This is a genomic window from Citrobacter sp. JUb117 (assembly GCF_024809055.1).
Lineage (GTDB): Bacteria > Pseudomonadota > Gammaproteobacteria > Enterobacterales > Enterobacteriaceae > Citrobacter > Citrobacter gillenii.
On sequence record NZ_JANUFB010000006.1, the window covers coordinates 104122 to 127229 of the forward strand.

General features: G+C 52.1%; 21 protein-coding genes, 1 tRNA gene and 2 pseudogenes. 6 read left to right on the forward strand and 18 right to left on the reverse strand.

The window, feature by feature from the left end; translation table 11 throughout:
• Positions 1 to 211: 211 nt before the first annotated feature.
• The 4 genes and pseudogenes from M2374_RS14945 to M2374_RS14960 all read right to left on the reverse strand — a co-directional run.
• Positions 212 to 493: pseudogene (locus tag M2374_RS14945) on the reverse strand (hypothetical protein); the annotation flags it as partial.
• Positions 494 to 780: 287 nt separating this feature from the next.
• Positions 781 to 1083 (reverse strand): type II toxin-antitoxin system RelE/ParE family toxin, encoded by a 303-nt coding sequence (locus M2374_RS14950; RefSeq protein ID WP_115257152.1) that lies wholly within the window; start codon positions 1081 to 1083, stop codon positions 781 to 783.
• A gap of 3 nt (positions 1084 to 1086) precedes the next feature.
• Positions 1087 to 1347 (reverse strand): type II toxin-antitoxin system Phd/YefM family antitoxin, encoded by a 261-nt coding sequence (locus M2374_RS14955; RefSeq protein WP_117342569.1) that lies wholly within the window; start codon positions 1345 to 1347, stop codon positions 1087 to 1089.
• A 160-nt stretch (positions 1348 to 1507) separates the two neighbouring features.
• Complete coding sequence (locus M2374_RS14960; RefSeq protein ID WP_181490803.1) at positions 1508 to 1798, reverse strand: SymE family type I addiction module toxin; 291 nt, start codon at positions 1796 to 1798, stop codon at positions 1508 to 1510.
• A gap of 135 nt (positions 1799 to 1933) precedes the next feature.
• On the opposite strand from M2374_RS14960, the gene M2374_RS14965 reads away from it, so the two are divergent.
• Complete coding sequence (locus M2374_RS14965) at positions 1934 to 2128, forward strand: toxin-antitoxin system HicB family antitoxin (protein WP_115257155.1); 195 nt, start codon at positions 1934 to 1936, stop codon at positions 2126 to 2128.
• An 8-nt stretch (positions 2129 to 2136) separates the two neighbouring features.
• On the opposite strand, the gene M2374_RS14970 is transcribed toward M2374_RS14965, so the two are convergent.
• The 5 genes and pseudogenes from M2374_RS14970 to M2374_RS14990 form a co-directional block, all read right to left on the reverse strand.
• A complete protein-coding gene (locus tag M2374_RS14970; RefSeq protein WP_181490804.1) occupies positions 2137 to 2703 on the reverse strand; it encodes a DUF6680 family protein in 567 nt (188 codons plus the stop codon).
• Between the two features lie 412 nt (positions 2704 to 3115).
• Positions 3116 to 5449 carry a primase-helicase zinc-binding domain-containing protein gene (locus M2374_RS14975; protein ID WP_259155249.1) on the reverse strand — a complete coding sequence of 778 codons (2334 nt, stop codon included), beginning with the start codon at positions 5447 to 5449 and terminating at the stop codon, positions 3116 to 3118.
• 14 nt (positions 5450 to 5463) lie between these two features.
• Complete coding sequence (locus M2374_RS14980; RefSeq protein ID WP_071692548.1) at positions 5464 to 5784, reverse strand: DUF5375 domain-containing protein; 321 nt, start codon at positions 5782 to 5784, stop codon at positions 5464 to 5466.
• Positions 5781 to 6041 carry a hypothetical protein gene (locus M2374_RS14985; RefSeq protein WP_404979232.1) on the reverse strand — a complete coding sequence of 87 codons (261 nt, stop codon included), beginning with the start codon at positions 6039 to 6041 and terminating at the stop codon, positions 5781 to 5783. The genes M2374_RS14980 and M2374_RS14985 overlap by 4 nt, the downstream gene beginning before the upstream one ends.
• 71 nt (positions 6042 to 6112) lie before the next feature.
• A pseudogene (locus M2374_RS14990) lies at positions 6113 to 6397 on the reverse strand (hypothetical protein); the annotation flags it as partial.
• Between M2374_RS14990 and M2374_RS14995 the strand changes: the two are divergent.
• From M2374_RS14995 to M2374_RS22375, 3 genes are all read left to right on the forward strand, one after another.
• Positions 6341 to 6568 carry an ogr/Delta-like zinc finger family protein gene (locus tag M2374_RS14995; protein WP_135912512.1) on the forward strand — a complete coding sequence of 76 codons (228 nt, stop codon included), beginning with the start codon at positions 6341 to 6343 and terminating at the stop codon, positions 6566 to 6568. The pseudogene M2374_RS14990 and the gene M2374_RS14995 sit on opposite strands and share 57 nt — an antisense overlap.
• An 18-nt stretch (positions 6569 to 6586) precedes the next feature.
• Positions 6587 to 7153, forward strand: coding sequence for a phage polarity suppression protein (locus tag M2374_RS15000; RefSeq protein WP_181688629.1), 567 nt, complete (start codon positions 6587 to 6589; stop codon positions 7151 to 7153).
• A gap of 495 nt (positions 7154 to 7648) precedes the next feature.
• Positions 7649 to 8248 carry a biosynthetic peptidoglycan transglycosylase gene (locus M2374_RS22375; protein ID WP_181540236.1) on the forward strand — a complete coding sequence of 200 codons (600 nt, stop codon included), beginning with the start codon at positions 7649 to 7651 and terminating at the stop codon, positions 8246 to 8248.
• On the opposite strand, the gene M2374_RS15005 is transcribed toward M2374_RS22375, so the two are convergent.
• From M2374_RS15005 to M2374_RS15015, 3 genes are all read right to left on the reverse strand, one after another.
• Positions 8168 to 8851: a hypothetical protein gene (locus tag M2374_RS15005; protein WP_181540237.1), complete on the reverse strand. Its 684-nt coding sequence runs from the start codon at positions 8849 to 8851 to the stop codon at positions 8168 to 8170. The genes M2374_RS22375 and M2374_RS15005 overlap by 81 nt on opposite strands.
• Before the next feature lie 10 nt (positions 8852 to 8861).
• A complete protein-coding gene (locus M2374_RS15010; protein ID WP_181688630.1) occupies positions 8862 to 10055 on the reverse strand; it encodes a phage integrase central domain-containing protein in 1194 nt (397 codons plus the stop codon).
• Positions 10056 to 10215: 160 nt separating this feature from the next.
• A tRNA-Sec gene (locus tag M2374_RS15015) sits at positions 10216 to 10310 on the reverse strand.
• Between the two features lie 350 nt (positions 10311 to 10660).
• Between M2374_RS15015 and yicI the strand changes: the two genes are divergently transcribed.
• Positions 10661 to 12979 (forward strand): alpha-xylosidase, encoded by a 2319-nt coding sequence (yicI, locus tag M2374_RS15020; protein WP_181490805.1) that lies wholly within the window; start codon positions 10661 to 10663, stop codon positions 12977 to 12979.
• A 90-nt stretch (positions 12980 to 13069) separates the two neighbouring features.
• On the opposite strand, the gene M2374_RS15025 is transcribed toward yicI, so the two are convergent.
• Both M2374_RS15025 and xanP read right to left on the reverse strand, forming a co-directional pair.
• Positions 13070 to 14779: an AsmA family protein gene (locus tag M2374_RS15025; RefSeq protein ID WP_181490806.1), complete on the reverse strand. Its 1710-nt coding sequence runs from the start codon at positions 14777 to 14779 to the stop codon at positions 13070 to 13072.
• Positions 14780 to 14900: 121 nt separating this feature from the next.
• The gene (gene xanP / locus M2374_RS15030; RefSeq protein WP_096759062.1) at positions 14901 to 16292 is read right to left on the reverse strand and encodes a xanthine/proton symporter XanP; all 1392 of its coding nucleotides are present in this window, start codon (positions 16290 to 16292) and stop codon (positions 14901 to 14903) included.
• Between the two features lie 225 nt (positions 16293 to 16517).
• Between xanP and gltS the strand changes: the two genes are divergently transcribed.
• Positions 16518 to 17723: a sodium/glutamate symporter gene (gene gltS / locus M2374_RS15035; RefSeq protein WP_096759063.1), complete on the forward strand. Its 1206-nt coding sequence runs from the start codon at positions 16518 to 16520 to the stop codon at positions 17721 to 17723.
• Positions 17724 to 17765: 42 nt separating this feature from the next.
• Here the strand turns inward: gltS and recG are convergent, their stop codons facing one another.
• From recG to rpoZ, 4 genes are all read right to left on the reverse strand, one after another.
• A complete protein-coding gene (gene recG, locus M2374_RS15040) occupies positions 17766 to 19847 on the reverse strand; it encodes an ATP-dependent DNA helicase RecG (RefSeq protein ID WP_115257159.1) in 2082 nt (693 codons plus the stop codon).
• A 5-nt stretch (positions 19848 to 19852) separates the two neighbouring features.
• Positions 19853 to 20542 (reverse strand): tRNA (guanosine(18)-2'-O)-methyltransferase TrmH, encoded by a 690-nt coding sequence (gene trmH, locus M2374_RS15045; protein ID WP_096759065.1) that lies wholly within the window; start codon positions 20540 to 20542, stop codon positions 19853 to 19855.
• 127 nt (positions 20543 to 20669) lie between these two features.
• A complete protein-coding gene (gene spoT, locus M2374_RS15050; RefSeq protein ID WP_096759066.1) occupies positions 20670 to 22784 on the reverse strand; it encodes a bifunctional GTP diphosphokinase/guanosine-3',5'-bis pyrophosphate 3'-pyrophosphohydrolase in 2115 nt (704 codons plus the stop codon).
• An 18-nt stretch (positions 22785 to 22802) separates the two neighbouring features.
• On the reverse strand, positions 22803 to 23078 hold the full coding sequence (gene rpoZ, locus M2374_RS15055) for a DNA-directed RNA polymerase subunit omega (RefSeq protein WP_002442542.1): 276 nt from the start codon (positions 23076 to 23078) through the stop codon (positions 22803 to 22805).
• Positions 23079 to 23108: the final 30 nt, after the last annotated feature.

Here is a 23108-nt window from a genome sequence, read left to right on the forward strand (position 1 = left end):
TATCTCCGCATATCCATCCGTCGGTTAAAGTCTTCTGGACGCTCTAACACGTCCATTTCGCTTGATTTTTACGCAGTGGATATCGAGGTATTCAGGATGCTTCCTGATTCGGGGAGAAGAATAGCAATGGCTTATTACTGGATTCAGTGACCCATGTCGCGTAAGTCAATGATGATAAATGTGAATGCTGGATTTAAATGAAATTACGATATTATCTTTTGCGGCAATACAGTGAGGGAACATTCGACGTCGCAAAAATCCACGCGCCTTTATACTCCTCCATAACCAGGCTCAGGCCTCGCCCGCTCTGGCGATAAAACCCCGGTAATGTGCTGTTAATATCATCTTCATCCGCTGTATCGGCGAAAGTTTTGACCACCTGCATCGTCTGCAGCACGCGGGCATCGCGCTGTTGGGTGTAGCTAAAATAAATGTTCCTGCTGACGTCCGTGGTGTGATGTCCATACAGCCTGCCGTTAATGGTCGCCAGCCCAATACTGACCAGAATAATCGTGCAGGTTTTTTTCATTGCGCACGCGTCCAGTAAATAATGGCTGGTACAAAACGCAGAAGCATCCGTTCGTGCGTCTTTATCCAGATGGCTCTATCCGGTGATTCTTCTTCTTAATTCTCCCCGCATAGCTGTAATGAAAGAATAGTTTCTCTCATGCGCAGGGTGGGGGTCTGTGAAGAACGGGCCAATCGGCGGCTTTATTTTTATTGGCAGAGAAGCCGTAGGCCGGATAAGCGTTAGCGCCATCCGGAAAATAAGGTGGTGGGCTACAAACGTTGTCCCAGATGTTTTGTTGGTACTCGGCTTTGGTGTAAGACTGCCAATACAACAATATTTGTGTCTTGTGCACTATAGTAAATCGTATGGCTAACATAAGGAAAGCTGTAAACATCTTCACCAAAATCATCAATGCGATGTTGCCCCATGCCTGGCATTTCAGCTAATTGGGAGAGAACGACCTGTAATTTCCTAAGATAATCCCTGGACTGTTTAGCGCCCCAATTTCTTGATGTGTAATCACGGATTTCAATAATATCGCGCTGTGCTTCCCCAGTAAGTTTGTAACTCACTTTTTATCCTTTGTGTTGATCCATCAACTCATCAAAAAAAGCATCGCCGTCGACAGTATTGCCCGAATGAATATCGTTCTGAGCACGCTGAATTTTGGCCTTCAGTAACTGGAGCTTCATGGCTTCCATTTGTTCATAGTCCTCAATGGAAACGACGACTGCAACAGGCTTACCGTTACGGTTAATTTGCACAGGTTCTCGCTGTGCTTTAAGCAGCATATCGCCAAATTGTGTTTTGGCTTCATTTGCCGTGAGAGTATGCATATTGTCACCATTTCGCATGAATCGTTCGATTCGTTCATTATAGTCGATATCTTTCTGGTGGTCACTATGAAGAGGGGGCCAGAAAAGTAGGCCGGATAAGCGATAGCGCCATCCGGCACCTGGTGAACCTGTAAGTATGGCTTACAGGTTCAGCCGTGCTTCACTGGAGAGTCGCCAGCGTACTCTCAATTCTTGCCAGCTTCTGCTGTACCTCTTTCAACTCATCCTGCAGCCGTTGCTCTTGTTCGCTGTAGACCATCAGGACGATACAACTGTTCATCACTTTTACGGTAATCTGTTGTCCGGTATCAAACCCAGCCGTGTGTAACCACTTGCCGGAAAGGATAATTTTTGGCGTGGATTTGTCGAAAACATTCGGGCGATATCCCACAATTAACGAACGCTCGGTTCCAGATTGGTCGGTGTCTGGGGTAGAATGCGAATCAGCCATAATCAACTCCTTGATAGTTGGTGAGGTTAGCTCTCGTCAGGTACTGCGAATACCGGGCGGGAGCATTTATAGATCCGGTCGCCAAAGAAAAGGTACGTACCTGGTTGTTGATATCTTGCTCTTATAGGTACGTACATGTCAGCGGTTAAACGCGACCCAAACCAGTCCAAATCCGGAAAAGCACCGACCTTCCAGATTCGTATCACGCCTGAGTTAAAGGCGCAGTTCGAGGCAGCTGCAAAGGCAGAGGGGATGAGCTTGGGGAATTGGCTCAAAACCTTGGGGAGAAAGGAGTTGGTAAGGCTGCAGATTGAGCCTCAAGATAAATAGTGGGCCGATTAATTATCCTGCCTTCCTGGGATATTTATGATCTCCATTTTTAAGGCATCTTCTCCTGAAAATATTGCAGCTAAACCCTTCCTGATTTTTAATTGGTCGTTCTCTATTGCCCCATGAGCCACAGGGGAATATATGGCTGTTTGTAACTGCACTCGCTCAAAATTATAGCCAATATCTTTTGCGATCTCTGACAATAAGTCCAAGAAAAGATTGTTGCTTATTTGGTTCCATATGGTTCCTAAAGCGTTGTCGTTATCAGGGTATGATGTATTCAAATGTGCAAAGTAAAGCATCCAGGAAGATAATACATCACTTTCAGAAGCGCTTCTTCTGGCCTTTCCTCTTCTTACTTTTCCATAAAATGCTAAGTCGATCATATTTAATGCACGAACATGTTCGTTAGACAGTCGAGCATTCGGAGATCTGGTTGCCATGAGTTGTTTGAATATGTCAATTTTTAATGATTTTATCTGTGAATATTTTTCAATGAATTTTTGAGTTTGAATGGCTATTAATGGGCTAATCACAGTGGCAGTAATGGCTATAATGGTAAGTGCAGTACTCATATATGATTCTCGTTATCAATAATTGAATTTAAACATTTGAACGAGGATCATAAATGAATTCGTGTACTGAGGAGATATGACAAATGGCTGGGATAAGAAAAGCATTTTGGCGGAAGATCACAGGAGTCAAAAAATGAACGCAACATCATGTTTTTATTGATTTAAAAAAATATAATATGTCAATAATATACACATCACTATACACATGAGCGGATGTGTCCATTTTTCGCACAATTTCAAACTACGAAAAAAAACTTTTTTTACGGAAAACTGTTCACACTGTTCACTCGACATTATTTACCTTTAATTTCAATATGATATACGGTGAACACTCCGTGAACAGTGAACACTTTACTGTTCACTTTCCGGGATTTCAGGTAAAAAAAGACCGGCTGATGCCGGTCCGGGTAGGTTATATCGCGGTGGTTTCATCGCACCGGGGCAGCCAGTCGGCGTTGCTTTCCTCCCTGAGCGCAAGGTTCGTCTGCATCCCCTGATTTGTTCGTCGTCTGGCGTAATTCAGTCCGTACTCTTTCAGCATCGATGACAGCCCTTTGCCGAACATGGTCAGGCTGAGGGTGTTCTTGTAGCCGTGCGCCTCCATGTACACCAGATAGGCGTGATACAGGTACAGGCGCGGCTGTCGCGGGATGATATTCGCATTCCCCATATACATACCGTCAGGTTCGGGCAGTGCCTCCAGATAGCCACAAAAATCAAATGTCGGGTCAGCATCGCGTTTAATACTGAGCGCTTCGTCGGAGTTCTGCTGCGACTGCAGCAGTGTTCGCGCCGTCATCGGGTCGCTGAATGTCTGCATAAGCTGGCGCACGATGACGGCCAGCTCCCGGGCGATTTTATCTTTCAGTTTCGGGTCGCGTTCTTCCGGGGCAATCTGTTCCGGGAAGTGCATTATCACCCGGCGACGTGACACCCCGCCGCTGCGGTCGGTGAAGCGCATCGGGTTATTGTTCACGGCCAGTATCACCGCCGGAATATGAGTGGAGTATGCATCGCGGTATTTCGGGTCGACGGAGACCGCATCTCCACCGGTAATGGCCTTGAGTCCAGCCCCGTCACCGCTCCATTTCTCCTGGTCAGGCAGACGTATCAGCGAGAAACCAATCAGCGCCGCGCGTTCGCGGGGGGATTCCAGCGTCTCGATAGTCGCCGACGTGGCGTTATCTTCTCCGGCGAGCATGGTGGCAATTTCGGCCAGAATACTTTTCCCGCTGCCGCCGGGACCGGTCACTTCGAGGAAGAGCTGCCAGTCGTAACGGTTCGCCAGCACCATAAACAGCGCGGCAAGTATCACGTCACGTTTATCGGCACGCGAACCGGCAGCGCGGTCGAGCCAGCGCCAGAAATTCGGCGCGTGCGTCTCCAGCGTTTCCCCCTCCACCGGCGGGGTGAAATCCACGTCGCACAGGGTGCGCAGCCAGTGCGTTTTGCTGTGCGGGCTGAATATACCGCTTTTGGTATCAAGCACCCCGTTGCGAAAGCCAATCAGCCGCCGCGCCGGGGCGTCCTGCTGCGGAATAATCAGTTTCAGGGTATCCACCACCGAAGCAATTTTCCCCGACGAAAACGGGGCGCGCAGGCGCTGGAACAGCCCGGCCACGTCGCGCGCAAAGTCCGACGGCGGAATGATTTTCCATATACCGGCCTCATAACGGGACAGGAGCTGCCCGTTCGCATCCACCGCCAGCGCTTCGCCGTAATGCTCATGCACCCGCATGGCTTTCTCACTGGTGCTCATGGCGGTAAATTCCGCCTCGCTCATGGTAGAGAAAGGGCTGTCAGCCGGTGGCCGGATGGCGTCATACATGGCTTTACGCGTGGCCTCTCCGCCGTGCTGTGTGTACGCATCATTCCAGTCACCGAACACCGGCGGCAGGGCGACCACGCCCTCGCAGGACTCTGCGGCCGCAGACGCTTTGGTCTGGCCGTCGCCGCTGAGGTCACGGTCGGCGGCAATGACAATCCGGCAGGCCGGATATTTGTGACGGGCAAGGCTCGCCAGAGAAAGGAGGTTCACCGACGACAGAGCCACCATGACGGTTTCCCCGGTCAGGTGATGCACGGTGAGCGCGGTCGCGTAGCCCTCCGCTATCCACAGCCGTTTTCCCGCCTCTTTTTTCCCGTCGAGAATATGACATGCCCCTTTTACCTGACCGCCTTTCAGGGTGCGCTTGAGACCGTCTGCATTAATGAGCTGGACGTTAACCAGTGCGCCGCTATCGTCATACAGCGGGACAACTAAATCACCGACGCGGTACGTCACGCCGCCGGTTTTATGCAGGGTGGTGAGCGTCAGACATTCCCGGCCGGGGAAGCCCTTGCGGGTGAGGTAGGCGTTGCCGGTGGCCGGGCGGGCTTTCTCCGTCAGTTTTGCGGCCAGCGCGGCGGCGGCTTTGCGGTCGGCCTCAGTTTCAGCGTCTGCGGCCGCAGTCACTTCCGGGGAAACCGGCGACAGATTGCCGGTCACGGCGTTCACCTTCCCGGCCGCCTCTGACGGGGTCACGCCGAACACTTTCTCAACCAGTTTCAGGCCGTCTCCCGCGCCGCACTGATTGCAGAACCACGTCCCGCGCCCCTCTTTATCATCAAAGCGAAAGCGGTCGGAGCCGCCACACACCGGACAGGCCTGATGGCGGTTTTTGATGACCGTTACCCCCAGCGCCGGGAGAATGCGCGGCCAGTGGCCGCACGCCTGTTTCACGGTGTCCGTTACGTTCATTTTCATGGTTATTTTCTCCCTCAGTGCAGTGCCGGTGCGGTGATATGACGGGCGCAGAGTTCATCCATCACGGCCAGCCCGAGAAAGGACAGCGACGGGGCGGCCTTGAGTGGTCCGGCTTCCATTAAATCTTCGAGCAGGGCACAGGCAATCTGACGGCCTTTTTCCTCGCCGTGCTGGCGCAGGTAGAAGCCCTCCAGCTCGGTCGCAATGGCGCTTTCCAGCGTACTGAGCGTGAGCTGCGGGTAGCGGTGCTGACGTTCGCACAGGGTCAGCCAGGCACAGGCGACCGCGCGGCGGTAAAGTGCAGCGCGCAGAACGGGAGATAGTGCGGTTTTCATACACTGCCCTCCCCGGTCAGCCAGTGCTGATTGCAGCGGTCGACCACGCCGTCGAGCTGGGCAGTCATGAGGTAAATTACCGAGGTGAGCTGTAGCTGCTGCGCCGGATTATGGCGCACGGTGGTACAGCCCTGTACTTGCATCAGGTCGCCGACGAGCTGGCCGACATTGCGAAGATGTTCGAGGCATTCAAGGTCTGCCCGGCTGATGGTGGGCTGGTTTATATTCTGCGGCCGTTCCGTACTGTTAACAGGCATTATTTCGTCTCCTGAGGACGTGCGTATCCCTGCGCAGATACGCACATTTTATTTTTGGGTGTCGTTTTTAATTACAGATAATGGCGGTAGCTGTTATCCGGTTTTATTTCCGTTTCCGGCCTGAAATTATTCCGCCATTTATGCGCCACCGGCGCCGGACGTTTAACCGGGGGAATATCGTCAGGATAGTTATCGATATTCCGCGCCCGGTATTGCTGTAATGCCGGGTCGGCCGCTATTTCGCGCAATACGGCGTGGCGGTTTTCAGGACTGCGCTTAAAAGCGCGGGGGCTGCTGTCATGATGCATTGTCCGTTCTGCAAGAGTCCGGCACATACCCGAACCAGCCGCTATCTGTCCGAAACCGTGAAACAGCTTTATTACCAGTGCACGAATATTCTGTGCTCCGCCACGTTCCGCACCATGGAGTCGGTCGACTCGGTTATTCAGCCTCCCTCAGTGACTGATGCAGAGGGGGATGAATTTATCGCGGCTCATTCCGGGAAAGTCCGGAAACAAAACCTGTAGCGGCCACGGAGACACCTGATGACAACATTAACCCTGGCGCAGGCTTTTGAAGCCTGCCAGAACAATAAAACCACCTGGCTGAGCCGCAAAGCTGAACTGGCAGAGGCTGAACAGGAATACCGCGAAGGGCTTATCACCGGTGATGACAACAGTCCCCGGAGTCTGCAAACACTGCGCGATATTATCGACGTGAAAAAATGGGAAATTAACCGATCTGCCGGTCGTTATATCCGTTCGCATGAGGACGTGCAGCGCATCAGTATCCGTAACAGACTGCATGATTTTATGCAGGCACACGGTGCAGAGCTGGCCGCCGCACTGGCTCCCGAGCTGATGGAATATAACGCCAGGCATCCCGCCTTAAAAAACTGCCTGATGCAGCATTCGATCGATTATCTGCGTGACGCGTTACTGGTCTGGCTGGCCGCCGGTGAAAAAATTAATTATTCCGCACAGGATAATGACATTTTAACAGCCATCGGATTCAGGCCTGACGCGGCTTCGCGGGATGATAATCGAGAGAAATTCACTCCAGCACAAAACCAGAATTACAGCCGTAAACGCGCAGAACTTGCCGCGCGGTAGCACGTCAGAAAATCCCCGTAAATCCCGCCATTTTTACCGAAAAAAGCCATGCATGCGTAAGGTGCATGGTTTTGCATTTGTTATCCCGCGCCGTCCTCACCTGCCAGCGCCTGCTCTGGCGCGGTCGGAGATCGTTCATGCACCTGCATTCAAAGCGATCCCTTAAGCGGGCAGGCGGGGCGGGGAGAGCATTGCGCGCTAAGTTCTATTGCTTATTTAATTTCACATTAAATATAGAAATGAAATCTTATATAATTGTTGGTTTTAAATTGCAGTATTGGTTTCTTATTTATATCATACCGAACATTCTAGTTTGTTGTATTGTTTTCGATTGAATGTAGCTGTATTCAAATTAGTGCTATTGCTATTGCTATTGCTATTGCTATTGCTATTTCATTGGTTGGCGTTGTGCTTATGAATATGTTTGTATTTTATTTTATAATTGAGTATGGTATATTAATATCCTTCAATAAGGGAAAATGAGGTGGTATGAGGATGAATGCTAATATACACATACCAAAATTTAATCAAAGCAGGGTAAGGGATCTTTTAAAGAGGATTCATAATGATTTATTTAAAATTGATGAGCATATTGTTTTTACAGAAAGTGATTTAAATCTTGTTGAACACTATGTGATTATTCTAGAGGATCGTAGGTTTTTTTGTCATGGCGGGTTTGATATTAAATCATTCATAAGAGAGTTATTTAAATTAATCACTACCTTAAGATTCAAAGGTGGTGCAAGCACAATAGATATGCAATTTGTACGAACAGTGACAGATTATAGAGCAAGAACCTTACAAAGAAAGGTTTATGAAATATGCTTGGCTTTTATAATTAATAATCGATATTCAAAGAGGGTGATACTACACTCATATATGCACCATGCCTATTTAGGCACAAGACTAACTGGCATAGAGCAAGCAGCAATGAAGACTTTTAATAAGGATATATCCAGTCTCACGGAGTTTGAATCCGCAATGGTAGCTTCTATGCTTCTCACCCCTCAACCCTTATTTCAGACGGCTAGATGGTACGTTAGAACTAAAAGGAGAGCGACTTATGCTATGAGCGTTAGGAAAGCGAAAAAATAAAGCTTTTAACATGAAAAAGGTAGAGAACTCATCTAGGTTTTCTTTTGTAAAATATATTTTTGTTTCATCATAGATATTAGACCTTTTTTGTTTTTTTCTTTCTTCCATGAGTTTCATTAAGTGGCTAGACTTATTTGATAGTAAGTTTAGTTTATTCATTGTTTCATTGCTTTTGAGTTTTTTTACATCTGCGTGACGCATGTCATTATGAATTGAAACAAAACGCTCTTGAATTTCCCTTTCAAGATATAACGATAAATCAGTAGACTCATGAGTGAATAAAAAATGATAAAAATTATTAAGTTTATCATTCCATTCATCCTTGAGTTTTATATATCCCGCTCTTGTTTCTTCTTCAATCCTCCCATCGTTAGATATCTGTTCATCTATATATATCCGCATCCTTGAAATTCTCGAGCTAATAAGAGAGTTTATTTCAGCTATAACTTTTTCAAACTCCTTTAGATCCTTCTCGTTGTTTTGAAATTTTTGTTGGTATAACCAATTATCACGTTGAAATTTGATGATTATTTTATTACCAATAATTCCCGTAAATAGCAAGGTGGTAATTGCAGTTATTAATATCTTAAATATCTCAAACATACCCTAAACCCTAATTGTGCATTACTGTGAGCAACATTTCTGGATACATCTTATTTGCATACCATTGTAACATTTTTCTTCTATGTTCCAAGTAGTTAGCATGATTATAAGTGCCACGGATACTATTCTTATCTACATGTGCTAGCTGCATCTCAATCCAAGCACTATCAAATCCTTGTTCATGTAGGATTGTCGACATTGTATGCCTAAAACCGTGACCTGTAGCACGTCCTTTGTAACCAAGTAACTCAATCACTTGCGACACACTTTCTTTCGAGATTGGCTTACTACGGTTATTCCTGCCAATGAAAATGTATTGGTAATGGCCGGTAATGGGTTTGAGCTGCTTAAAGAGGTTAATCACTTGAGTAGATAAAGGGACAATGTGAGGTCTACGCATTTTCATCCGTTCTGCCGGGATTTCCCATATGCCTTTGTCGAGATCGATTTCTTCCCATGTAGCAAAGCGCATTTCCTGAGTTCTTACGCCGGTTAGCATTACTATCTTTGTTGCATTTTTAGTGATGATACTGCCGGTATACGCTTCCAGATCATGAATAAAATGAGGTAATTCTTCGGCAGATAAAAAAGAATGATGTTTCTGCTTAGGAACGGCTAAGGCGATAGCTAAATCAGGTGCTGGGTTATATTCAGCGCGGCCAGTTATAATTGCATATCGATAAACCTCGCCACATCTTTGGCGTACTTTGCGTGTTTTCTCCAGTGCTCCACGCTTCTCTATTCGTTTCAACACTTCAAGAAGTTCTAAGGGTTTGATTTCACTAATAGGACATTTACCAATGAACGGGAAAACATCTTGCTCAAATGTTTTAATAATTTCTTCGCGGTAGGCAAGTGTCCAGCGATCGGCTTTATTTGAGTGCCACTCACGGCATATAGCCGCGAATGAGTTTTCTGTTGAGAGCTGCTGTGCCAGTTTTTGGGCTTTACGTTCTTCCACTGGGTCTATGCCGTTTGCAACCTGCTTCCGAGCTGTATCGCGTTTCTCACGTGCTTCAGCTAGGCTCACAAGGTCGTAGCTACCAAATGACATTAACCGCGCTTTTCCGGCAAAGCGGAAACGGAAACGCCAGCCCTTCGAGCCATCGGGATTGATAAGCAATGACAGGCCTTGCCCGTCGTTCAATGTGTATGGCTTGTCTTGGGGCTTTGCTCGTTTGATTTGTATATCTGTAAGTGCCATGTGTATAAGCCAAAAATGTGTATAAAAAATTTATACACATCACTATACATATTTTTCATGGATTCAGGGAGATGTTGTCGGACGGTTACGGATGAGTGATTTATTTATTCTTTGAAAACAAAGGATTTTTAGACTTTCTCGGATGGTGACGGAGGAATTTTGGCGGAAGATCACAGGAGTCGAACCTGCCCGGGACCGCTGGCGGCCCCAACTGGATTTGAAGTCCAGCCACCTCACCGGAGATGACGATCTTCCGCGCCTCGATTGCTACATGGAGGCGGGGCGCATTATAGCTACTTCCTCGGGTTTCCACACCCCCTGACTCACTTTTTTAACTTCCGTTTCGCTATAACATGATCGGTTTCATATAAATCCCCACAAAATCCATAAGTTACAGTGATGTTTATTTTTTGACGCTACCCCGATCACAGAAAACAAGAATCGTAATTTGATAACGAGATATCGGAATACCCATGTCACGCGTGATGATTTACAAAAACTGTAACCGGTACCAGTATGCCTGTGTACGCCTTATGCCCCGTATCTGACCGACGCAATCAACAGGACGTTACGGCGAAAGCATTTCAGAACTAAAGGAACAGACGATGAAAATTAGTGACGGAAACTGGATGACCCAGCCAGGTCTGAATGTAATAAACCCCGTTCAGGTGTTCGATGTTGAACAGCAGGGTAATGAGATGGTGGTCTACGTTGCGCCGCGCGACGTGCGTGAGCGAACCTGGCAGTTGGACACCCCGATGTTTACGTTGCGCTTCTTCTCGCCGCAGGAAGGTGTGGTAGGCGTGCGCATGGAACACTTTCAGGGAGCGCTGGATAACGGCCCGCATTATCCGCTGAACGTGCTGCAGGACGTGAAGGTTGAGATGTGCGATAACGCCGACTTTGCCGAATTGAAGAGCGGTAATTTAAGTGTGCGCGTAACCAAAGGCGAATTCTGGGCCCTCGATTTTTTACGCAACGGGGAGCGCATTACCGGCAGCCAGTTGAAAAATAATGGCTACGTGCAGGATGCTAATAGCGATCGCAACTATATGTTCGAGCGCCTGGATCTGGGCGTCGGCGAAACGGTGTACGGGCTTGGCGAACGCTTTACGTCGTTGGTGCGTAATGGTCAGACGGTCGAGACCTGGAACTGCGATGGCGGTACCAGTACCGAGCAGTCTTACAAGAACATCCCGTTCTATGTCACCAATCGTGGTTACGGCGTACTGGTGAACCATCCGCAGTGTGTGTCGTTTGAAATTGGCTCCGAGAAGGTGTCAAAGGTACAGTTCAGCGTGGAAAGCGAGTATCTGGAATACTTCGTGATCGACGGCCCGACCCCGAAAGCGGTGCTGGATCGCTATACCCAGTTTACCGGTCGCCCGGCACTGCCGCCTGCGTGGTCGTTCGGTCTGTGGCTCACCACCTCGTTCACCACCAACTACGATGAAGCGACGGTGAACAGCTTTATCGACGGCATGGCCGAGCGCAACCTGCCGCTGCACGTTTTCCATTTCGACTGCTTCTGGATGAAGGCCTTCCAGTGGTGTGATTTTGAGTGGGACCCGGTGACGTTCCCGGACCCGGAAGGCATGCTCCGTCGCCTGAAGGAGAAAGGCCTGAAGGTCTGCGTGTGGATCAACCCGTACATCGGGCAGAAATCGCCGCTGTTCAACGAACTGAAAGAAAAAGGCTATCTGCTTAAGCGGCCGGATGGATCGGTATGGCAGTGGGATAAATGGCAGCCGGGGCTGGCGATTTATGACTTTACCAATCCAGAGGCCTGCGAGTGGTATGCCAACAAGCTGAAAGGCCTGGTAGATATCGGCGTGGACTGCTTCAAGACCGATTTTGGCGAGCGTATCCCGACGGATGTGCAGTGGTTTGACGGCGCTGACCCGCAGAAAATGCACAACCATTATGCGTTCATCTACAACGAACTGGTGTGGAACGTGCTGAAAGAGACCGTGGGGGAAGAAGAGGCGGTGCTGTTCGCCCGTTCTGCTTCCGTGGGCGCGCAGCAGTTTCCGGTGCACTGGGGCGGCGACTGCTACGCCAACTACGAATCAATGGCGGAAAGCTTGCGCGGTGGCTTATCCATCGGCTTGTCCGGCTTTGGCTTCTGGAGTCACGACATCGGCGGCTTCGAGAATACCGCCCCGGCGCACGTCTACAAACGCTGGTGTGCGTTTGGGCTGCTCTCCAGCCACAGTCGTCTGCACGGCAGCAAATCCTACCGCGTACCATGGGCGTACGACGACGAATCCTGCGATGTGGTGCGTTACTTCACCGAGCAGAAATGCCGCATGATGCCGTATCTGTATCGCGAAGCTGTGCGCGCCAGCGAGTATGGCACGCCGATGATGCGTGCGATGATGCTCGAATTCCCGGACGATCCGGCGTGTGATTACCTTGACCGTCAGTACATGTTGGGCGACAGCGTGATGGTGGCCCCGGTGTTCTCTGAAGCGGGAGATGTGCAGTTCTACCTACCGGAAGGTCGCTGGACGCACCTGTGGCGTAACGACGAGATTGTGGGCAGTCGCTGGCATAAACAGCAGCATGACTTCCTGAGCCTGCCGGTCTACGTGCGTGACAACACCCTGCTGGCGCTGGGCAGCAATAACCAGAAGCCGGATTACGCCTGGCATGAAGGCACTGCGTTCCAGCTGTTCCATCTGGAGGAGGGGCGTGAAGCCGTCTGTGACGTGCCGGCCGCTGACGGCTCGGTTATCTTCACGCTGAGGGCGAAACGTGTGGATAACACCATCACCGTGACGGGGGAGGGCGAGGCGCGCAACTGGACGCTGTGTCTGCGTAACATCCCGCAAGTTGGCGGCGTGAAGGGCGGTTCATCTACAGGGAGCGAGTGGGGTGTGGTGATTGCAGCAGAAGGCAATGTGTTGACCATTACCCTGTAAGTGCATGTGAACGTGGTGCCGGATGGCGATGCCGGCACCATGGTGTGCACAACTTTTTGGGCCGGTAGTATTTGCTCTACCGGCGATACCTTACTGCGCAGGCTCGGTCGACATCACTTCGCCGCCCGAAATCTCACCTGCACTCATCGTCTGTGTCACTTGCTGCTTGTCGGCATTCACCGCATGCAGTTGACCGTTCACCGTGGGCTTCAGCGGCGTATCTGCCTGCAGAGTGCCGCTGGCAGTCAGTTGGATGTTACCGTCGCCGGAAATCGGCAGCGCAGGCCATCCCCACTGTTGTAGGATAGTCATTGGCACACCGCGACCGTTCAGGCTGACCTGCGTCTGGCGCTGCGGAAGTTGTGAGATGCTGGCGGTAGCCTCCAGCAACCCTTTCTCGGTATACGCGCTCAGTTCGCTGATATTGATCGTGCTGCTGTTGGCCGTAAGCGTCAGCGAAGGGCGGCGTACGTCGGTGCGGTTAAACGTGGCGGCCGCGGCGTTGAGCGTGGCGCTACCGCTCCAAATCCCCCACTGGTGATTTTGCACCAGTCCGAGGTTGGCGCCGTAACCGTCCAGCGCGGTGAGCTGCCACGGGAAAGCTGGGTCGATATCGATCACCAGATTGCGGCTGGCGCTGAATTTCTTCAGCGTCAGGCTGTCGAGCCAGGTGGGCAAGGGCTTCACCCACAGCGGTTTCCAGTTTTCCGGTAGCGTGTATTCCAGCCCGGCAACTGCGGCATCGTCGAGAACAAGCGCTTTGCTATTGCGCAACCAGTTGCCGGAGGTTCTGACCATACCGCCTTCCCAGCGGGTGGTGAACTGGCGCAGCGCAATGCCCTGCGGCGAGAACTCAGCGTTGAGAATAGGATCGAAGAAGTGCAGCGAGCCGTAGATAAATTCGCTGGCGTTCATCGACAACTTACCTTCCTGGGTTTGCCAGTCGTCCTTACTGAAGGTCATGTTGCGCAAGCTGAGATCGAGATCCGTTACCGCCCAGTCAGGGCCTTGTAGACGGGCATCTGTCACCTCAAGACGACCAATTTGCAGCGAGGGAATGGTGGTGAGCGGCGCAAAAAAGTCGGTCAGCGATTTATCGCTTTGCAACCGAATGTCGTTTAGCCGCAGATTCTCCACCATCCAACTGCCGTCGGGGTTTCGCTGCGCCACGCCGGTCAATGCGCCGCGCGCCACATCGGCGCCAATATTGCTTAACGTGACGCGATCGTTATCGATACTGCCTTCAATCAGCACGTTAGTCGTAGGAACATCGTTCAGCGTTAACGAGCTGGCGCTGAGCTGGATCTGCGCTTTACTGCCGAGTATTTTTCCGGCTTCAGGGCTCCAGGGGATTACGCCACCGTTCACGCGCTGCGCACTGAGGTTCCACTCGCTTCCGGGGCTGTTGAGTGCCATATCCTGTAGCTGCAGGCGATCGGCCTGGAACGGCAGCGGTGCAGTTTGTGGAGAAAGATTCAGCGTACCGTTTTGCAACAGGATGGTGTCGACGTGCAGCGGGTCGGTGATTTGACGACTGCTCAGCCCAATATCAACGTTTTTTGCTACCAGGGTGGCGGGCTGGCCATCCCGACCAAAGGTGACGTTCTCCAGCAGAATGTGGGAGGGCGAAGAAAACCGATGATCGATGGCATCAAACGTCAGGTGGTAGCTGCTGTTCTCTGACACCCAGGCGCTGACATGCTCGGCGCCCCAGCGGGTTTGCAGTAGAAAATAGAGACCGAGGATCGCCACTGCAAGGGCGATCAGCACGTAAAGAAGCAGCTTTCCAATAAATTTCATGGTCTTCCATCCCGCAAAGTACACGTAGTCAAGTTATGCACGATTTACGCGCAATCCTCAAGGCGGGAATGGTGAAAGAGCGTAACAGCGGCGTTGATTCTGAATCAACGCCGCATGTCGCTTACTGTTTCTCTGGCGGGAAAACGAGGTTCAGAACGATAGCGGTAATACCGCCTGCGGCAATCCCTGAGGAGAGCAGGTTTTTCACCCAGTCCGGGGCAAACTGCAGGATCAGCGGCTGCTGGGAGACGCCCAGGCCAACGGCCAGCGACAGTGCAATAATCAGAATAGCGCGGCGATTCAGCGGCTCGCGAGAAACAATGCGCACCCCGGAGGCGGCGATGGTACCGAACATCACCAGCGTAGCGCCGCCGAGAACCGGCTCAGGGATGTGCTGTACAAACCCACTGACCGCCGGGAACAGACCCAGCGCGATCAGCATCAGCGCGACTACAAAGCCAACATAGCGGCTGGCTACGCCGGTCAACTGAATCACCCCGTTGTTCTGCCCGAAGCAGGAGTTCGGAAAGGTATTGAACACGGCGGAAACAAACGAGTTCAGGCCATTTGCCAGAACGCCGCCTTTCAAACGCTTCATGTACAACGGGCCGGAGACCGGTTGTTCGGAGACATCGGAGGTGGCCGTAATATCGCCGATAGTTTCCAGTGAGGTGATCATAAAGACCAGCATCAGTGGCAGCAGTAAGCTCCAGTCAATGCCCAGGCCATAATATAGCGGCGTTGGTACCATGATGAAGTCCTGGCTCACCGGGGCGGTGTTTTGCGGCAACATGTCCATAAACCAGGCCAGCAGATAGCCTGCGGCCATGGCAATCACCAGTGATGCCACGCGCAGGTACGGATTGCGCTGGCGGTTAAGAAGAATAATGAGCGCCAGTACAACGCCGGCCAGCATCAGATTCTTCGGTGCGCCGAAGGTGTTGTCGCTCATTGCGGCATAGCCGCCACCGATTGACGTCAGGCCTACCTGAATCAGCGACAGGCCGATAATCATCACCACCACACCTGAGACCAGCGGGGTAATAATACGGCGCGCCAGATGCAGTACGCGCGAGATAACCATTTCCGTGCAGCTCGCCAGCATCAGCGTACCGAACAGTGCCGCCATCATGGTCGGGACATCTGCACCGCCGGTTTTCAGCGCCGTGCCGCCCATAATCAGTGGTGCTACAAAGTTAAAGCTGGTGCCCTGAATAGATAACAGCCCTGAGCCAACCGGCCCCCAGGCTTTAATCTGAATGATGGAGGCTACGCCGGATGCGAACAGCGACATACTGATAATGTGTTGAGTATCCTGAGCCGGTAAACCGAGCGCCTGACAGATAAGCAGGGCTGGCGTGATCACCGCGACGAACATCGCCAGCAGGTGCTGGCAGGCGGCAAACAGGGTCTGGGCTAACGGGGGGCGATCTTCAAGACGGTAAATCAGTTCACTGTTGTGAGCCTGCGCAACCGGTTGCGCATTTGTTGGCTCTACGGCGTTAACGGACATCAGAGGCAATCCCATGGTGGAAAAGCGGTGATTTTATCTGACCAGAACAGAAAAGCAAACGTTTGCTAGCAGGTATTCTTAATATTTAAAACCGATGAACTCACCTTTTTATATAACTTTTTGTCATTTTCTGCTTAAAATCCACCCCGAAAACCTAAAAAGACCTAAAAATCGATCTGGAATACATCGTGCGTGATTGTGCTAAACGCACTAATGGAGCTGTCTATGTTTTACCTCGATACGTTATCTACATTGGTTGCGGCAACGCTGGTGTTGCTGCTGGGGCGTAAGCTCGTCCAGTCTGTTCCCTTCCTGAAGAAATACACGATACCTGAGCCCGTTGCGGGTGGTTTACTGGTGGCGATCGCACTGCTGGTACTGAAAAAGAGCATGGGCTGGGAAGTTAATTTCGATATGACGCTGCGTGACCCGTTGATGCTGGCGTTCTTTGCCACTATCGGCCTGAACGCCAACATCGCCAGCCTGCGCGCCGGTGGCCGCGTGGTGGGCATTTTTCTGATTGTGGTGGTGGGGTTGCTGTTGATGCAGAACGCCATTGGGATCGGGATGGCGAGCCTGCTGGGTCTTGACCCGTTGATGGGGCTGATTGCCGGTTCGATTACGCTTTCCGGTGGACACGGTACGGGCGCGGCGTGGAGTAAGCTGTTTATTGAGCGCTACGGTTTTACCAATGCCACCGAAGTGGCGATGGCGTGCGCAACATTTGGCCTGGTGCTGGGTGGACTGATTGGCGGCCCGGTCGCGCGCTATCTGGTGAAGCACTCCACTACGCCTGACGGTATGCCGGACGATCAGGCCGTGCCGACTGCGTTTGAAAAACCGGATGTCGGGCGCATCATCACCTCTCTGGTGCTGATTGAAACCATCGCGCTGATCGCTATCTGTCTGACGGTGGGCAAAATCGTTGCGCAATTGCTGGTGGGTACCGTGCTGGAATTGCCGACCTTCGTCTGCGTGCTGTTTGTTGGGGTGATCCTCAGCAATGGCCTGGCGTTAATGGGCTTTTATCGGGTGTTTGAACGCGCGGTTTCCGTGCTGGGCAACGTGAGTCTGTCGCTGTTCCTGGCGATGGCGTTGATGAGCCTGAAGCTGTGGGAACTGGCTTCGCTGGCGCTGCCGATGCTGGCGATTCTGGTGGTGCAGACGATCTTCATGGCGCTGTACGCCATATTTGTCACCTGGCGCATGATGGGCAAGAACTACGATGCCGCTGTGCTGGCAGCCGGGCACTGTGGTTTTGGTCTCGGCGCAACGCCGACGGCGATTGCCAACATGCAGGCGATTACCGAGCGTTTTGGTCCATCGCATACTGCATTTTTAGTCGTGCCGATGGTAGGGGCGTTCTTTATCGACATCGTTAACGCGCTGGTGATTAAGCTGTATTTGCTGTTGCCAATTTTTGCGCAATAAAGGCCGTGCGGCGGTGTGACAACCGCCGCCGCTATTTATCGATTACGCGTTGGAATAGCGTTCGGTTTCCGGCATCCAGCGTTCAATCAGCGCCACCGCCTGTTGTGGGTAACGTTCGTGAATATGACGGGCAATGCGCTGAACTTCCGGAATAATTGCCTGATCGCGTAGTAAATCCGCTACTTTGAATTCCGCCGTCCCCGTCTGTCGTGTCCCCAGTAATTCTCCGGGGCCGCGAATCTCCAAATCCTTTTGCGCAATCACAAATCCGTCGTTACTGTCTCGCAGGACCTGCAGGCGTTTCTGCGCGGTTTTTGACAGCGGTGATTTGTAGAGCAGCACGCAGTGGGAGGCCACCGCGCCACGACCGACGCGGCCGCGTAGCTGATGCAGCTGGGCCAGACCTAAACGTTCCGGGTTTTCGATAATCATCAGGCTGGCGTTGGGGACGTCCACGCCGACTTCAATCACCGTGGTGGCGATCAACAGATGCAGTTCTCCCTGCTTGAAGGCAGCCATCACCGACTGCTTCTCGGCGGGCTTCATGCGTCCGTGCACCAGACCAATATTGAGTTCCGGTAGGGCAATTTTCAGCTCTTCCCACGTGGCTTCTGCCGCCTGGGCTTCTAACAATTCAGACTCTTCAATCAGCGTGCAGACCCAGTAAGCCTGACGTCCTTCATGGGTACAGGCGTTGCGCACGCGATCAATAATATCGCTGCGACGGGTATCCGGGATGGCGACCGTGGTGACCGGCGTACGACCCGGCGGGAGTTCGTCTATCACCGAGGTGTCGAGATCGGCGTAGGCGGTCATTGCCAGAGTACGCGGGATCGGCGTGGCAGTCATGATCAGCTGATGCGGGTGGAAACCCTGCTGCTGACCTTTTTCCCATAGAGCCAGACGTTGATGAACGCCAAAGCGGTGCTGTTCGTCGATAATCACCAGCGCCAGACCATTGAACTGAACCTGCTCCTGAAAAATGGCGTGTGTACCGACAATCATCTGTACCTGCCCGCTGGCAATGGCTTCCTGTTGGGCAAGACGCGCTTTACCTTTCTGCTTACCGGCCAACCAGCCGACTTCAATGCCAAGTGGGGCAAACCAGCTACGGAAGTTATTCGCATGCTGTTCGGCCAGCAGTTCGGTTGGTGCCATCAGCGCTACCTGCTGACCGTGGGCAATGGCCCGTAGGGCAGCGAGCGCGGCGACCAGGGTTTTACCAGATCCGACATCACCCTGTACCAGGCGCATCATCGGGACATCCAGCGCCATGTCGCGTTCGATCTCAGCGGTCACCCGCGCCTGTGCGGCTGTGGGTTTGAAGGGTAATGCGGCCAGCAGCTGGTTTTTCAGCGTATCGTTGGCACTCAGTGACTGGGCATGAAAACGCTGCGCCCCGGCGCGCAATGCCAGCATACTGAGGTTATGGGCTAAGAGCTCTTCGAGGATCAGGCGCCGCTGCGCCGGATGTTGTCCGGTTTCTAGATCGCTGAGCTGTAACGATGGCGGTGGACGATGCAGCGTGCGCAGCGCTTCCGGTAGGCTCATCATGCCCTGTAACAGTTCGGGCGGCAGCAGTTCGGCAATGGCGCAGGTATCGAGCAAATCCAGCGCCTGATCGGTAAGTTTGCGCAGCGTAGCCTGCTTAACCCCTTCCGTAGTCGGGTAAACTGGTGTGAGCGTTTCCTGCAGTTCCGGGGTGCTGAGATCGCCCTGTACGCGGTATTCCGGGTGGATCATCTCTGCCCCGTATTTCCCGCGCTTGGCTTCACCGTAGGCCAGCACTCGCCGACCTGTCGCCAGGCTATTTTTCATTGCCGCGCTGAAGTTGAAAAAACGCATCGTCAGGATGCCGGAACCGTCGCTTATCTGGCAGGTCATCATTCGCCGACCACCGAAGGTGACAGTGCAGTTCAGCACTTCTCCTTCTACGGTGGCGTAGACGCCCGGCAAAAGCTCGCCAATTGGGTACAGATGCGTGCGGTCTTCATAACGCAGAGGAAGGTGTAACAGGAGATCCTGTACGGTGTGCAGGCCGATTTTAGCCAGTTTACTGCTTTGCGCTGCGCCAACGCCCGTCAGGGAATTAAGTGGAATGGCATCCAGTAAACGGCCTTTCATCGGATTTATCTCGCTGACTGCATAGTGGCCCACCACGCGGCATCGGCTTCAATTTCGCCCTGCGTATTGACGTGGGGGTAAGGGAGACCTTTGCGCTTTGCGACGTTGGCCAGCACCGGATAACCCCCTTCGAAAAGCAGGCGCTGCTGCTCGTCTTCCGGCAGCATGCTGTTATCTCGCTGGTACATGCCGGCGTTTTGCCGCTGGCGCTGTGCTTCATACAGAATGAGTGCGGAGGCAACCGAGACATTCAATGACTGCACCATGCCGGTCATAGGAATGATGATATCCCGATCCGCAAGGTCTAACGCTTCCTGGGTGATGCCGGTTTTTTCCTGACCCATCAGGATGCAGGTGGGGCGCGTGTAATCAATTTCACGGAAATCGACAGCCTTATCAGAGAGATGCGTCGCCAGAATCTGCATGCCCTGATTTTTTAAATGGGTGACCGCATCGCCAATAGTCGGGTGGGTCTTGACTTGCACCCAGCTGTTACTGCCTGCGGCAGAAGAGAGCATGGTGCGCATGCGGCTACCCGGCCAGACGGCGTGGACTTCGTGCACACCGACCGCATCTGCGGTACGAACGATCGCAGAAACATTATGAGGTTTATGGACCTGCTCCATGCAGACGGTCAGATCGGGCTGACGCCTGGCGAGCATTTCACAAATACGCGCATAACGGTTTGAGTTCATTACACTTCATCCTTCGAACTGCCTCGGCGTTGGCTGCACTCACTTACCCCAGTCACGTACTTCTGTACGCTACTGGGGATTCATTCGCTTGCCGCCTTGATGCAATTCGAATGATTTTGTGTAAGCGCTAATTTCTATTACGTGTGACTTTAATAACGTCCGGCATTACGCGGATTTTGCGCATGATATTCGCCAGATGCACGCGATCGCGAGCGGTCAGGCGGATAAAGGCGCTGTAGACGCGACCGTCTTTTTCTTCCGTATTCAGGCTTTGAATATTGGAAGTCGTGGTGTTGATTGCCGCCGTCAGGTTAGCCAGAGCACCCTGGTGGTTAAACATCTCCACCTTGATTTCGGTGATGAATTCCTGCTCCGTTTCTTTGTCCCATTCCACAGCCATAAACTTCTCTGGCTCTTTCTGGTAACCACGGATGTTACGACAGGATTCATGGTGAATGACCAGACCTTTCCCCGGGCTGACGTGGGCGATAATCGGGTCACCTGGGATGGGACGACAGCATTTCGCGAAGGTGATCAGCACACCATCAGCGCCTTTGATCGGCAGATGGCCGTGGCCGGATTGCGCAGGAACATTCGCAGATGCGTCACCCTGCTGGAGGTTTTTCGCTACCACCACGCTCATGGCATTCCCCAGGCCGATTTCCGCGAGCAGATCGTCAAGCGTGGCGAGCTTCATGCGCTCAAGCTCACGCTGGATGCTTTCCTGCGGGATCTCAGCCAGTTTACGGCTACCGCCTAAGGCATGGTTAAGCAGACGGCGACCCAGGCTAACGGAATCATCGCGCTTGAGGTTTTTCAACAGCTGGCGAATTTTGGCGCGGGCTTTCGAGCTAACGACAAAGTTGAGCCACGCCGCATTCGGACGCGCGCCCGGAGCGGTAATGATCTCAACAGTTTGGCCGCTGGAAAGCGACTGCGAAAGCGGGTAAGGCTGTCTGTCGACGCGTGCACCGACGCAGGCATGACCGATGTCGGTATGCACGGCATAAGCGAAATCGACAGGTGTTGCACCGGCAGGCAGTTCAACAATGCGCCCTTCCGGTGTGAAAACATAAATCTCATCCGGGAAGAGATCAGATTTGACGCTTTCAATAAATTCAAATGAGCTACCGGCACTCTGCTGCAGTTCCAGCAGGCTTTGCATCCAGCGCTGTGCGCGGATTTGCGCTGTGGTGCTGCTTTCACCGCCGTGCTCTTTATATGCCCAGTGCGCAGCAACCCCCATCTCCGCCATTTGGTCCATGTCTTCAGTACGAATTTGTACTTCAACCGGAACCCCGTGCGGACCGATCATCGAGGTGTGCAAAGACTGATATCCGTTCGCTTTCGGAATGGCGATATAGTCTTTCACGCGACCAGGACGGGGTTTGTACAGGCTGTGCATTTGACCAAGTACGCGATAACAGGTGTCGGCGTCGTGGACGATAACGCGAAACGCGTAGATGTCCATGATCGAGTGAAAACGCTGCTCTTTGAGCACCATTTTGCAGTAGATCGAGTACAGGTGTTTCTCGCGACCGCTTACGCGACACGGAATGCCTGCCTCCTGCAAACGCCCTTCGATTTCCGAGAGGATTTTTTGAATCATCTCTTTGCGGTTGCCGCGTGCGGCTTTAACCACTTCTTTAATCACGCGATAGCGGTTCGGGTACAGCGCTTCAAAACCCAACTCTTCCAGCTCGGTTTTAATGTGATGTATACCTAAACGGTGCGCCAGCGGACTGTAGATTTCGAGGGTTTCGCGGGCAATACGGCGACGTTTGTCCGGGCGTAATGAGCCCAGCGTGCGCATATTGTGGGTACGGTCGGCAAGTTTGATGAGAATGACGCGGATATCCTGCACCATCGCCATAATCATCTTGCGAAAGTTTTCGGCCTGCGCCTCTTTCTTATCGCGAAACTTAAGCTTATCAAGCTTCGATACCCCTTCAACCAGTTCTGCAACGCTTTTACCAAAAAGCTGTTCCATGTCCTGGTAGGTAGCGGGGGTATCTTCAATCACGTCATGCAGCAGTGCAGCCATTAGCGTTTCATAGTCGAGTTTCATCTCGGCCAGAATGCAGGCTACTGCTACCGGGTGCGTGATATAGGGTTCACCGCTTGAACGTGTCTGGCCCTCGTGAGCGTCACGTGCAACGAGATACGCCTGCCGAAGACGCTTAATCTGGTCTTCCGGCAGGTAGTTTTGAATCAGTTGATTCAGGCTTTCAAACAGATACAAGGGCGACCCGCTTTGTGATTAACGACGACCTTCAGCAATAGCGGTAACGGCTTGTAATTCAGCGGCTTCCTGCTCTTGCTGTTCCTGGCGCTCACGCACGTCGAGGATCTGGTTGTTGATCAGACCTTCTTCGATTTCGCGCAGCGCGATTACGGTAGTTTTATCGTTTTCTTCTGGTACAAGCGGATCCTTTCCGCCTGTCTGCATCTGACGAGCGCGACGCGCGGCGACCAGTACCAGGTCAAAACGGTTACCAATTTTCTCTACAGCGTCCTGAACAGTTACGCGTGCCATACTTAAAATGCTCCACAGGTGAAGAAATGA